Source organism: Acidovorax sp. 56 (assembly GCF_002749705.1).
Lineage (GTDB): Bacteria > Pseudomonadota > Gammaproteobacteria > Burkholderiales > Burkholderiaceae_C > Acidovorax.
This window is the reverse complement of the sequence record NZ_PEEV01000001.1, coordinates 4,373,492-4,385,230: the sequence shown is the minus strand read 5'-3', so window position 1 is coordinate 4,385,230 and position 11,739 is coordinate 4,373,492. Positions and strand designations below refer to the sequence as shown.

Sequence of the window (11,739 nt, the reverse complement as noted above, 5' to 3'; positions counted from 1 at the left end):
TGCATCCCACCACGAGGTCGTCAAAAATGCATTCGGGCTGAGACCATCGAAGCGCCGTGTGAGGCTTCGACGGGCTCAGCCCGAACGGTTTGGGAGTGGGAATGGATCGGCAGCGCCCCCACCCCAAAGGCTTACAACGTGCCGTAGCTGTGCAGCCCACTCAAGAACATGTTCACGCCCAGGAAGGCGAAGGTAGTGACCACCAGCCCCACCAGCGCCCACCAGGCAGAGATGGCGCCGCGCAGGCCCTTCATCAGGCGCATGTGCAGCCAGGCCGCGTAGTTCAGCCACACGATCAGCGCCCAGGTTTCCTTAGGGTCCCAGCTCCAGTAACCGCCCCAGGCCTCGGCCGCCCACAGGGCGCCCAGCACGGTGGCGATGGTGAAGAAGGCAAAGCCCACCGCGATGGACTTGTACATGACATCGTCCAGCACCTCAAAGGTAGGCAGGCGCTCCGCAATGCGTTTGCGGCCAAACAAGATGCTCGCCACGATCAGAGCAGACACGCCGAAATACACCATCCAGTAGCTGCTGCCGCCTTCGGTGGCGTTCTGGCGAAACACGATAGGCTCAAAGCACAGCACCACGCCCAGCAGCCACAGCGGCGCCAGCTTATACCAGCGGGTCTCGCTGGCTTGCAGTTTGATCAGGTAGGCAAAGGCCACCATGGCGGCCAACGCAAACGTGCCGTAGCCAATGAAGTTGGCGGGCACATGCAGCTTCATCCACCAGCTTTTGAGGGCGGGCACCAGGGGCTGGATTTCATGCGCCTCGCGCACCACGGTGTACCAGAGCAAAAAGCCTACCGCCGCGCTCACCACCAGCATGACGAAGGCGCCCAGCGAGCGGGTTTCGTACTGCTCTTCGTAGTACAGGTAAAACGCCGCCGTCATCCAGCAGAACATCACGAACACTTCGTAGAGGTTGCTGACCGGGATGTGGCCGATGTCGGGGCCGATGAGGTAGCTCTCGTACCAGCGCACCAGCGTGCCGATGAGGGCCATGGCCACCGCCACCCACGCGATGCGCGAGCCGATCATGCCCATGGTGTGCCCCTCGCCCCGCGAGAACATGCCCACCCAGTAAAACGCCGTGCTCATGAAGAACAGCATGCTCATCCACAAGATGGCAGACTGGCTGGAGAGGAAGTACTTGAGCCCGAACACCGCATCCGCCCGCGCCAGGCTGCCCACGCCGTCCTGCTGGTACAGCCCAATCGCCATGAGGGCCACTGCCGCCACGGCCAGCATCAGCACCCGCAGGGGCCGCCAGAACCAGCCCAGCCACACGGTGCACGGCACGGCGCCAATCAAGATGCCTTTTTCATACACGTCCATGTAGGCGCTGTAGCGCTGAAACGCATACAGCCCCCCGATGGCGACCACGGCGGCAAACAGCCAGTCAAGCCAGTTTCGGCGGGTGAAAAAGCCCTCGTTCAGGGTGATGGTGGTGGTCGTAGCGGTGTTCATGCGTGGCCTGCTGGGGTCTGGGGCTGCGGCTGGGCCCCGATCAGTTTTTGAGCGAGCTGGACAAATTCCTTGTCCCCGTCCATCGTTTTGCGGTTGGTGGAGAGCGCCATCAAAGCATGCGAGCCCTGGCCTTGGGGGGATAACCACACCCAGACGCGGCGTTCACGGATGTAGAGCATGGCAAAAACGCCCAGGATCAGCAAGGCGCAGCCCAGATAGACAATGTTCTTGCCGGGGGCACGCGCCACCTGGAACACGCTGGCCTGCACCTGGGTGAAGTCTTTGAGTTCAAACGCGATCGGCGCGGGGTACATCACCGCATCGCTGAGCGACAGCACCGCCTGCGTCATGAAGCCCCGTGTGCGGTCGTCTTGTTCCAACGGTTTCAGCCCGGCGTTTTCGCGGGTCAGTTGCGCTAGCTCAAACAATGAACCGTTGAGGATGCGGATCAGCACCTCGCCCGCACGCGAGCGTTCGGCCTCGGGCACGTTGGCTTCCATGAAGTCGGAAATGGCCTGCAACCCACCGGCAGGCTTGCCCTGCGCCGCTGGCAACGCCCCAGCAAACACGGCCAGGGCGCGCGATGCGGATTGAGACAGTTGCTCTGCCAACTCGCGGCGCGAGGGCTCGATGGCCTGGGCCACGTAGCGGCGCACGGCTTTTTCACGCGCCGCCGGGTCGGCCAGCGCCGCCCGCATGCGCACAAAGCCGTCCATGCCGCCCTGGTCGTCTGCGGGCACACGCAGGTAGCGGAAGGGCTCGGACGGTGTTTCACGCACGCCCAGCAAGAAGACCGGCGTGCCATCGCCCGTGTCCACGGGCAACATGTAGTTGTGGAATTCACGGGCCTGGCCCGCGGCATCGCGCAGCTTGTAGCTCACGCTGGGGCCTACATTGCGCAGCTCTTTCTTGGTCACGGTCTTGTTGGCCGCGCCCAGGCGCGATTCGACCGATTCGCGCAAATCCACCTTGCGCACATCGGCGCCCGAGAGGTTCTCTGCCCCACCGGCAAAGTTCTCGACGTTGATGGTGCGCAGCGCCGTGAACTCCAGCGTCAGGGTGTCGCTGCCCGGGCCGCCGCCGTTGTTGGTGAGCTGGGTGGAGCTGCCCACCACGCCTTCCACATCAAACGCCTTGGCTCCCGCCACCATGGGCACGGCGCGCAGCTTCAGGCGCGAGCCGCCGTCGTCAAAGCTCGACTGGTAGATCTCGATGCCTTTGTAGCTGGCAGGGTGGTTCACCTCCACCCGGGCCGGAATCTTCTCGCCCGTGGCCTTGTCGTGGATGATGATTTCGCTGGCAAACAGCTTGGGCATGCCGGTGGAATAGTGCTCGACGATGAACTTCTTGAGCTCCACCGCAAAAGGCAGCTCTTGCAGCAGCACGCCGTCCGACTGGTTCAGGATGGCGGTGCTCGATTGCGTGCCCTCGGCCACCAGCAGGTTGCCCCGGAAGGTGGGGTTGCGCTCAGACAAGCGGTGTTCTGGCTTCACCTCGGCAATCAAGCCACCGCCTGCGTAAGGCGTTTTGCCGCCCAGCAGCATCTGGGCGCGCACGATCAGGTCACCGTCGAGCAAGCCGCCCACGCACACCAGCACGATGGCGCTGTGCGCCGCGATGTAGCCGATCTTGTTGGCAGCCCCCGCCTTGGCCGCCACCATCCAGCCCGTGCCAGGGCCGGCAGCGGTGTCGCGCTGCTGCAGTCGCACCTTCCAGCCGCCGCTGGCCAGCATGCCGCCAATGCGCCGCGCTTCGGCTTCGGTGGTCTGCGCGAGGGGGCTTTCGGCCTTGTGGTGGAAGGCGCGCAGGCTCTGCTCGCGGATATTTTCTTTATAGGCTTTGATGTCGCTCAAAAACTTGGGGGTGTTTCGGGCGATGCACAGCGAGGTGCTGACCACCAAAAAGGCCAGGATCAGCAAAAACCACCACGCGCTGTACACCGCATTGAGCTGCACGGCGCCAAACAATTCGGCCCAGAACGGCCCGAACTGGTTGACGTAGTTCACCGCAGGCTCGTGCTGCTTGAGCACGGTGCCAATAACCGAGGCGATGCAGATCACCGTCAACAGCGCAATGGCAAACCGCATGGAAGACAGCAGCTCAACCCCTGCGCGCAGGGCCCGTGAGCCAGACTGGACGCGAACGCCTTGGGTGGTTTCAGACATGGAGATAAAGGAGCGAGAAGCGGAGGGGGTGAGGCGAAAGAAAAAGGGCGGGGCCATCAGTGTGATGGACCCGCCCTTTTTGGGGTTGTTATTGGCGGTAGGTTCCGTGCTGCCCGGTCAAACAGGCCACGGTTTGTTGACCAAGATCAATCAGCGCAGGCCAGCGATGTAATCCGCCACGGCCTTGATTTCCTTGTCGTTGAGCTTGGCGGCCACCTGGGTCATCTGGGTGCTGTTAGCGCGGGTGCCGTCGCGGAAGGTGTTCAGCTGGGCCACGGTGTAGTCAGCGTGCTGGCCCGACAGGCGGGGGTACTGGGCAGGAATGCCTGCACCGTTGGGGCTGTGGCAGCCTGCGCAGGCGGCGATGTTGCGGTCTGCAATGCCACCGCGGTAGATGCGCTCACCCAGTGCCACCAGGTCTTTGTCCTTGGCGAAACCGGCCTTGGCGGGCTTGGAGGCCACCCAGTAGGCAACGTTCTTCATGTCCTCGTCCGACAGCATGGAGGCAAAGCCCTTCATGACCGCGTTGTTGCGCTTGCCGGACTTGAATTCCTGCAGCTGCTTGACCAGGTACTCAGGGTGCTGCTGCGACAACTTGGGGTTGGCAGCAATGGCCGAGTTACCGTCAGCACCGTGGCATGCCGCGCACACCGCAGTGAAGCTGGCCTCGCCCTTGACGAGATCCGGCTTGGCCGCTTTGGGTGCATCACCCGCTGCAAAGGCCGTGAAAACAGGTGCTGCGAGTACGGCAGCCGTCAGCAAGGAGGCGAGCAACTTCATATCGAGGGTGTGTTGTTTGTGTGCGCAAAAGCGTCACGATTCTACAATGAGGCTCCAGAGCATCCCAACTTTCCATGACTACCCCACCTTCCACGCCAGTTGACGGCGCCCCTGTGCTTGTGCCAGACGCTAAAACGGCCATGGGCTGGATGCACACCGCACGTTTTTTGACCACCGCGGCCCAATTGCACCACCTGCCGCCCATCGATGTGCCCGAAATCGCCTTCGTTGGCCGCTCCAACGCGGGCAAATCCACGTGCATCAACACCCTCACCCAGCAAAAGCAGCTGGCTTTTGCCTCCAAGAAGCCTGGCCGCACCCAGCACATCAACCTGTTCTCGCTGGGCAAGCAGGGCGTGACCGACGCCGTGCTGGCCGACCTGCCTGGCTACGGCTATGCCGCCGTGTCACGCTCGGACAAGGTGCGCTGGCAGCAGGTGATGGTCAATTACCTGGTCAGCCGCCCTGGCCTGACCGGCATCGTGCTGCTGTGCGACCCCCGCCTGGGCATGACCGAGCTGGACGAAGCCCTGCTCGAAGTGGTGCGCCCCCGCGTGGAAGAGGGCCTGAAGTTCCTCATCGTGCTGACCAAGGCCGACAAGCTCACCCGGTCTGAGCAAGCCAAGGTGCTGTCCATTACGCGACTGCAAGCGGGCGGCGGCGAGGTGAAGATGTTCTCGGCCCTCAAGAAGCAAGGCGTGGACGATGTGGCGCGGCTGCTGTGGCAATGGGCGCACCCGGTGCGCGCAGAAGGCACGCCAGCCGCCGCCGATGGCGCCCCGGGTGCTGCATCCGCCGACCCCGCCAGCGACGACGAGGAATCACAGCAAGAATAGCCTCCAGCGCTTGACAAGCAAGCGCGAGAAGCTATCAAACCCATAGCAACTCGCCATGATCCAAACCCGCACCGCCCTCCTGCCCCACGGCGTTTCATTGCAGTGCCGCGAAAGCGGCATGCCTGGCAGGCCGGTGCTGGTGTTTTTGCATGGTTTCCCTGAGGGGGCGTTCATCTGGGACGAGTTGCTGCTGCACTTTGCCCGGCCCGAGAACGGCGGCTACCACTGCATCGCCCCCTACCTGCGGGGCTTTGGTGAATCCAGCAGCCCCCCGGCCACCGAGGCCTACCGTGCCAAGCACTTGGTGCAAGACCTGATCGCCCTGATTTCCACCACCTGCCCCACTGGTGCGGTGGAATGCCTGGTGGCCCACGACTGGGGCGGCGCCGTTGCCTGGAACCTGGCCAACCAGCAGCCCCAGTGGCTCAAGCGCCTGGCCATCATCAACTCGCCCCACCCCGGGGCCTTTTTGCGCGAGCTGCAAAGCAACCCGGCGCAACAGGCCGCCAGCCAATACATGCACTTTTTGTGCAGGCCCGACGCTGAAGCGCTGCTGGCAGAAAACGACTTTGAGCGCCTCTTCGCTTTTTTCAACACGCCCGAGGGCCAGGCGCCCACTTGGCTGACCGCCCCCGTGCGCGAGCAGTACCGCACCCTGTGGCGCCAGGGCCTGACGGGCGCCTGCAACTACTACCGCGCCAGCCCCCTGCGCCCGCCGCGCGAGGGCGACCGCGCCGCGCTGGACGTGGAACTGCCCGAGTCGATGCTGCGCGTGGACGTGCCCACACTGGTGCTGTGGGCTATGGACGACCCGGCCTTGCTGCCAGGCCTGCTGCATGGCCTGCCCGACTGGGTGCACCGGCTGCAGCTGCGCCAGATCGAGCAGGCATCGCACTGGGTGGTGCACGAGCACCCCGAGCGCATCGCCCAGGAGCTGGGGCACTTCTTGCAGCTGAACTGGTAAGCTATAAAATCAATAGCTGCTAGCGCTTATTCTGCAAGCGCTAGCAGCCATTTTTGCATCTACTTCCACGCTCAATAGCCACTGACCGCCGCTGCAGCCACTGCGTGGCGCCCCCTCACTCGTACACCGACGCCTGCGCCTCAGGCCGCGTCTTGAAGCGCTTGTGCACCCAGTAGTACTGGCCGGGCATGGTGTTGATGTAGGTCTCCAACTCGCGGTTCATGCGGGCGGTGTCGGCTTCCACATCGTCGGTGGGGTAATGGTCCCAGGCAGAGGTCAGCTCGGCCACATAGCCCTCGGGGGTCAGGCGCGTGTACATGCCGATCACCTTGGCGCGGCCCAGGCGCGCAAAGCGCGAGAGCGACGGCACGGTGGCCGTCTGCACACCGTAAAAGGGCACAAAGATCGACTCGCCCGCGCCGAAGTCCATGTCAGGCAGCAGGTACAGCAGGCCGCCCTTGCGCAGGTTGCCGATGATGGGCTTGACGCCATCGGCCCGGTTGAGCATGCGCACATCGCCAAAGCGCTGGCGCCCCTGCATGAACCACTTGTCAATGGCCGGGTCCGGGTGGGTGGAGAAGATGGAGGTGAATGCGCGCTGCGTGCGCAGCGGCAGCACCAAACCGCCCGCGTCCATGCCGTAAAAATGGGGGGCGAAGATGATGGTGGGCACGTCCCCTTCCAGCTCGTGCACGGCGCCTTTGAGCTTGACGCGCCGCTCCACCACCGACTGCGGGGCCGACCACAGCCAGCTGCGGTCCAGCCAGGTCTGGCAAAACACGATGAAGCTCTCGCGCGCCCACTGTGTGCGCTGGGCTGCGGACGCTTCAGGAAAGCACAGCTCCAGGTTGCGCAGGGTGATCTTGCGCCGGGGCGCCGCCAGCACAAACAACACCCGCCCCAGCAGCGCGCCTATGCCGCGCAGCAGCGGCAGCGGCAGATGGGCCAGCACGCCCATGAACCACACACCCAGCCGACTCATCATGCGGACACCTCGGGCTGCGGCGCATCAGCGCGGGGTTGCTTGTAGCGGCCATAGCCCCACAGGTACTGGCCGGGGCATTGGCGAATCACATGTTCCATGGCGCTGTTGATCTGCCCTACGGCGGTGTTGAGGTCACTATCGAGCGGCTGGGGCAATGGCTCGGCATACATCACAAAGCCACGCCCGGCGCTCTCACGCTCGCAGCGCACCAGCAGCACGGTGGCCCCGGTCTGCAGTGCCAGGCGGGCGGCCAGGGTCATGGTGTAGGCCTCTTTGCCAAACACGGGCGACCACACGCCCAGCCCCTCGGGCGGCACCTGGTCGGGAAGCAGGCCCACGGCCTCGCCACGGCGCAGGGCCTTGATCATCTGCCGCACCCCCGACAACGTGGTCGGCACGGCCTGCATGCCAGGGCGGTTGCGGGCGGTCTCCTGCACCTTGGCCAGCCAGGCCTGGCGCGCAGGGCGGTACAGCACGGTGATGGGGCCCTGCTGCGCGCTCCAGCGCGTGGCAATGGCCTGGGCCGACATCTCAAAACACCCCAGGTGGGGGGTGAGAAAAATCACGCCACGCCCGGCGGCCCACGCCTGCTCCACACAGGGCTCGCCCTCAATGCGCACAGGCACGGGCGCGCCCAGCCACAGCCGGGGCAGCTCGGCCACCATGCGCCCGGCGTGCCCCACGGCGGCGCGCACTTGTGCAAACGAATACCCAGCCAACGCTGCATTGGCCAAGAAACGCTTGCGGTACACCCCAGAGGCAGCAAAAGCCACCCAGCCCAGCACGCACCCGATGCTGTGGAGCAACCACAGCGGGAACGCGGAAAAGAAACGAAAGACGACTGGCATTAAAATATGTGGGTCGCTGAGTTAAATGAGCAACTTGCAGGGCGACGTAAAAAAAATCTGCTAAAGCGTTCGCCAAAGCTCCCTAGGCTGCGGGCGACGCCCAAAATGCCGGAACACAGGAGTTTATTCAAATGGCGAACGACTTTCTTTTTACCTCGGAATCCGTCTCTGAAGGCCACCCCGACAAGGTGGCAGACCAGATCTCTGACGCGATCCTGGACGCAATCTTCGAACAAGACCCCAAGAGCCGTGTGGCCGCTGAGACGCTGACCAACACCGGCCTCGTCGTGCTGGCCGGTGAGATCACCACCAACGCCCACGTCGACTACATCCAGGTCGCACGCGACACCATCAAGCGCATCGGCTACGACAACACCGAGTACGGCATCGACTACAAGGGCTGCGCCGTGCTGGTGGCCTACGACAAGCAATCCAACGACATTGCCCAGGGCGTGGACCATGCGTCTGACGACCACCTGAACATTGGCGCGGGCGACCAGGGCCTGATGTTTGGCTACGCCTGCGACGAAACGCCCGAGCTGATGCCCGCCCCCATCTACTACGCCCACCGCGTGGTCGAACGCCAGGCCCAGTTGCGCAAGGACGGCCGCCTGCCCTTCCTGCGCCCCGACGCCAAGAGCCAGATCACGATGCGCTACGTGGACGGCAAGCCCCACAGCATCGACACCGTGGTGCTCTCCACCCAGCACAGCCCCGACCAGTCGGAGACCGCCACCAAGATGAAGGCCAGCTTCTACGAGGCCTGCATCGAAGAAATCATCAAGCCCGTGCTGCCCAAAGAATGGCTGCAGGACACCAAGTACCTGATCAACCCCACCGGCCGCTTCGTCATCGGTGGCCCGCAAGGCGACTGTGGCCTCACAGGCCGCAAGATCATCGTGGACACCTACGGCGGCGCCTGCCCCCACGGCGGCGGTGCGTTCAGCGGCAAGGACCCCAGCAAGGTGGACCGCTCGGCCGCCTACGCCGCCCGCTACGTGGCCAAGAACATCGTGGCCGCAGGCCTGGCGCGCCAGTGCCAGATCCAGGTGGCCTACGCGATTGGCGTGGCCCGCCCGATGAACATCACCGTGTACACCGAAGGCACCGGCGTGATCCCTGACCACGAGATCGCCAAGCTGGTGGAGGCCCACTTCGACCTGCGCCCCAAGGGCATCATCCAGATGCTGGACCTGCTGCGCCCCATCTACAGCAAGACCGCCGCCTACGGCCACTTCGGCCGCGAAGAACCCGAATTCACTTGGGAGAAGACCGATAAAGCTGCTGCGCTGCGCGCAGCAGCCGGGCTGTAAGCCCGCCGCGCTGACAGCGCGGTATCGGTCTTCGGGCGAAGTTCATATCGCGTCGGCGATGTGAACGCAGACCAAGGTACGGACAAGGCGGTAAACATCGCCTCTTCCTCCAGGGCCCTTCGGGGCCCTTTTTCATGCCCGACTCCAAGGGCAGGGCCATCGCCCCACAGGCGCCTTGCGCGTGGGCCCCTCTTGCGTGCACCTCCTACACGCCGCAGCTCGGCAGGCCTACAGCGCCACCACGAGCTCACGCCTATCGTGAAGGCTCTTGGCAACCCGCAGGTTGCCCTCTACACCACCCACGGAGGACGTTCCCATGCTCAAGTACGCGATCATCTTTGCCCTGATTTCCCTGGTGGCCGGGGCGCTGGGTTTTACGGGCGTAGCGGCCGGGGCCGCAGGCATTGCCAAAATCCTGTTTGTGCTGTTCCTGGTGCTCGCGGTGGTGTTTGTGGTGCTCGCCATCAAGGGCGCCAGTGCTGTGCGCAGTGCGCTGAAGTGAGGGCGCGCGATGACCATTTTTGAAGCCTTGCGCCAAAGCCATGAACTGCAACGCACGTTGGCAGCCAAGATGCTGCAAACCAGCGGCGACACCCCCGACCGCCACAGCCTCTTTGCCACGCTGAAAGACGAATTGGCCGTGCATGCGCTGGCCGAAGAGCGGCACTTCTACATTCCGCTCATGCAACTCGACCCGGGCGTGGACCTGTCGCGCCACGCGATTGCCGAGCACCACGCGATCGACGAACTGGTCGAGGCGCTGCAAGCCACCGATGCCTCCAGCCCCGGCTGGCTGCCCCTGGCGCGCAAGCTGGCAGACAAGGTGACACACCACCTGCACGAAGAGGAGCAGCGCTTCTTTCAGATGGCCGGCAAGCTGCTGACCGACGCGCAAAAATCCACGCTGGCCGGGGGCTACGTCAGCGAGTACGCGGCGGCCAAGGCAAGCCTGGCCTCTTCGGCCGCGGCGTGACCGCCCCAGCCGCTGCGCTCATCACGCGGCCGCGCCAGGCTCCTTCGCCTGCACCACGCAGTTACGGCCCTGCGACTTGGCCACGTACAGGGCCTCGTCTGCGCGCTTGATGAGGGCATGGCTGTCTTCCTTGTGGTCCCAGGTGGCCACGCCAAAGCTGGCGCTCACATGGCCCACCGCGTCAAACGGCGTGCCTGCAATGCGCGCGCGCACCGCCTCGGCGATGGCCATGGCGGCGTCCAGCGGGGTTTCCTTGAGCAAGATGATGAACTCCTCCCCCCCGAAGCGGGCCGCGCAGTCGGACGAGCGCAGCAGCTCGCGCACACGCAGCGCCGTGCTCTTGAGCACCACGTCGCCCGAGTCATGCCCGAAGGTGTCGTTGATGCGTTTGAAGAAGTCGATGTCGAACATCACCACCGACAGGCTGCTGTTCTTGACGCGGATGGCCGACATCTCGGTCTCCAGCCGCTCAAAGAAGCGGCGGCGGTTGACCAAGTCGGTCAGGAAATCCTTGGTGGCCAGGTCTTCGAGCTTGAGGTTCAGCCGCGCCATGGGCTCAATCACCAGCGACGACAGCGACAGGTTGAGCCCCACGAACAACAGCACAAAGCTGCCCACCAGCGCCCCCATCACGGTGTAGAACGTTTGCCGCGCCTTCTCCAGCGGGTAGAACATGGGCACCTTCACCACCTGCACGCCCACCGTCTCGTTCATGGCCCAGCCAAAGCCGTTCTTCTCGCCATAAATTTTGAGCATGGTGGGCGGTGCCACGGCCGGGCTGCTGTGGCAGGCCATGCACTGCGGCTGCTTGATGGTGATGGGGCGGGCCACGTACAGCGCGCGGTGCATGCCCTCGCCCACCTCGCCGCTGACTTCCTGCTTCAGGTCCACCTTGCCATCGCGAAAGTCCTGGATCACGCGCTCCTCCCACTCATTGGCGCGGTCGCGCGCGTTGGTGGGGTTGAGCACGGCTTCTTTGTACTCGTAGCCCGGGAAACGGTTTTGCAGGCGCTTGAGAGTTTCGGTGGCCGCATAGGCGGGCACCGTCTGGGGCAGGAATTTCTCTTCCAGCTTCTCGTCCAAGTGCGGCTTGACCAGCTCGGTCGTGTAGTCGCGGATCGCCATGGCCGAATGCATCATCAGCTGCGAGTTGTGGCGCACCTCATCAATGGCGGCCTTTTGCAAAAAGCCATGCACATAAAAGCCCGCGCCCGCCGCCGCCAGCAGCAGCACCACCGCCAGCACCAGATTGAATTTGAGTCGTATCGACATCCACACTCCCGCGTCTCGGCACCGGAGCCGACACATGCATCATGAGAAAAATAGTGCGCGCCGCTCAGCAGCAGCCCCGCGCGTTGGGTGCAGTGACCTTACCCGCCCTGTGTGACAGGCCACCGTGGCTGCGG

At 64.1% G+C, this 11,739-nt stretch carries 11 protein-coding genes; 5 read left to right on the top strand and 6 right to left on the bottom strand.

Annotated features, from left to right (window positions below):
• Positions 1-131 precede the first annotated feature (131 nt).
• The 3 genes from ccsB to CLU88_RS19440 form a co-directional block, all read right to left on the bottom strand.
• On the bottom strand, positions 132-1,469 hold the full coding sequence (gene ccsB, locus CLU88_RS19450; protein WP_099658010.1) for a c-type cytochrome biogenesis protein CcsB: 1,338 nt from the start codon (positions 1,467-1,469) through the stop codon (positions 132-134).
• Positions 1,466-3,634 (bottom strand): cytochrome c biogenesis protein ResB, encoded by a 2,169-nt coding sequence (locus CLU88_RS19445; RefSeq protein ID WP_099658009.1) that lies wholly within the window; start codon positions 3,632-3,634, stop codon positions 1,466-1,468. Before CLU88_RS19445 ends, ccsB begins: the two co-directional genes overlap by 4 nt.
• 150 nt (positions 3,635-3,784) lie before the next feature.
• On the bottom strand, positions 3,785-4,414 hold the full coding sequence (locus CLU88_RS19440; protein WP_099658008.1) for a cytochrome c: 630 nt from the start codon (positions 4,412-4,414) through the stop codon (positions 3,785-3,787).
• A gap of 140 nt (positions 4,415-4,554) precedes the next feature.
• Here CLU88_RS19440 and yihA point away from each other — a divergent pair, with 140 nt between their 5' ends.
• Together yihA and CLU88_RS19430 are read left to right on the top strand one after the other, a co-directional pair.
• A complete protein-coding gene (gene yihA / locus CLU88_RS19435) occupies positions 4,555-5,250 on the top strand; it encodes a ribosome biogenesis GTP-binding protein YihA/YsxC (protein ID WP_199173549.1) in 696 nt (231 codons plus the stop codon).
• A gap of 55 nt (positions 5,251-5,305) precedes the next feature.
• Complete coding sequence (locus tag CLU88_RS19430; protein WP_099658006.1) at positions 5,306-6,214, top strand: alpha/beta fold hydrolase; 909 nt, start codon at positions 5,306-5,308, stop codon at positions 6,212-6,214.
• A gap of 115 nt (positions 6,215-6,329) precedes the next feature.
• Here CLU88_RS19430 and CLU88_RS19425 read toward each other — a convergent pair whose 3' ends face one another.
• The gene (locus tag CLU88_RS19425) at positions 6,330-7,199 is read right to left on the bottom strand and encodes a lysophospholipid acyltransferase family protein (protein ID WP_099658005.1); all 870 of its coding nucleotides are present in this window, start codon (positions 7,197-7,199) and stop codon (positions 6,330-6,332) included.
• A complete protein-coding gene (locus CLU88_RS19420; RefSeq protein ID WP_099658004.1) occupies positions 7,196-8,047 on the bottom strand; it encodes a lysophospholipid acyltransferase family protein in 852 nt (283 codons plus the stop codon). The genes CLU88_RS19425 and CLU88_RS19420 overlap by 4 nt, the downstream gene beginning before the upstream one ends.
• Before the next feature lie 131 nt (positions 8,048-8,178).
• Between CLU88_RS19420 and metK the strand changes: the two genes are divergently transcribed.
• The 3 genes from metK (at position 8,179) to CLU88_RS19405 (ending at position 10,333) form a co-directional block, all read left to right on the top strand.
• Positions 8,179-9,360 carry a methionine adenosyltransferase gene (gene metK / locus CLU88_RS19415; protein ID WP_099658003.1) on the top strand — a complete coding sequence of 394 codons (1,182 nt, stop codon included), beginning with the start codon at positions 8,179-8,181 and terminating at the stop codon, positions 9,358-9,360.
• 316 nt (positions 9,361-9,676) lie between these two features.
• Complete coding sequence (locus tag CLU88_RS19410; RefSeq protein WP_099658002.1) at positions 9,677-9,862, top strand: DUF1328 family protein; 186 nt, start codon at positions 9,677-9,679, stop codon at positions 9,860-9,862.
• A 9-nt stretch (positions 9,863-9,871) separates the two neighbouring features.
• On the top strand, positions 9,872-10,333 hold the full coding sequence (locus CLU88_RS19405; protein ID WP_099658001.1) for a hemerythrin domain-containing protein: 462 nt from the start codon (positions 9,872-9,874) through the stop codon (positions 10,331-10,333).
• A 21-nt stretch (positions 10,334-10,354) separates the two neighbouring features.
• Here CLU88_RS19405 and CLU88_RS19400 read toward each other — a convergent pair whose 3' ends face one another.
• Positions 10,355-11,605, bottom strand: a complete 1,251-nt coding sequence (locus CLU88_RS19400; RefSeq protein ID WP_099658000.1) for a diguanylate cyclase — start codon at positions 11,603-11,605, stop codon at positions 10,355-10,357.
• Positions 11,606-11,739 lie beyond the last annotated feature (134 nt).

Bases quoted from the DNA above. Each gene is read 5' to 3' on its own strand.
- CLU88_RS19400 (WP_099658000.1), bottom strand. From the start codon at position 11,605: ATGTCGATACGACTCAAATTCAATCTGGTGCTGGCGGTGGTGCTGCTG.
- CLU88_RS19430 (WP_099658006.1), top strand. From the start codon at position 5,306: ATGATCCAAACCCGCACCGCCCTCCTGCCCCACGGCGTTTCATTGCAG.
- metK (WP_099658003.1), top strand. From the start codon at position 8,179: ATGGCGAACGACTTTCTTTTTACCTCGGAATCCGTCTCTGAAGGCCAC.
- CLU88_RS19440 (WP_099658008.1), bottom strand. From the start codon at position 4,414: ATGAAGTTGCTCGCCTCCTTGCTGACGGCTGCCGTACTCGCAGCACCT.
- CLU88_RS19405 (WP_099658001.1), top strand. From the start codon at position 9,872: ATGACCATTTTTGAAGCCTTGCGCCAAAGCCATGAACTGCAACGCACG.
- ccsB (WP_099658010.1), bottom strand. From the start codon at position 1,469: ATGAACACCGCTACGACCACCACCATCACCCTGAACGAGGGCTTTTTC.
- CLU88_RS19420 (WP_099658004.1), bottom strand. From the start codon at position 8,047: ATGCCAGTCGTCTTTCGTTTCTTTTCCGCGTTCCCGCTGTGGTTGCTC.
- CLU88_RS19445 (WP_099658009.1), bottom strand. From the start codon at position 3,634: ATGTCTGAAACCACCCAAGGCGTTCGCGTCCAGTCTGGCTCACGGGCC.
- CLU88_RS19410 (WP_099658002.1), top strand. From the start codon at position 9,677: ATGCTCAAGTACGCGATCATCTTTGCCCTGATTTCCCTGGTGGCCGGG.
- yihA (WP_199173549.1), top strand. From the start codon at position 4,555: ATGGGCTGGATGCACACCGCACGTTTTTTGACCACCGCGGCCCAATTG.
- CLU88_RS19425 (WP_099658005.1), bottom strand. From the start codon at position 7,199: ATGATGAGTCGGCTGGGTGTGTGGTTCATGGGCGTGCTGGCCCATCTG.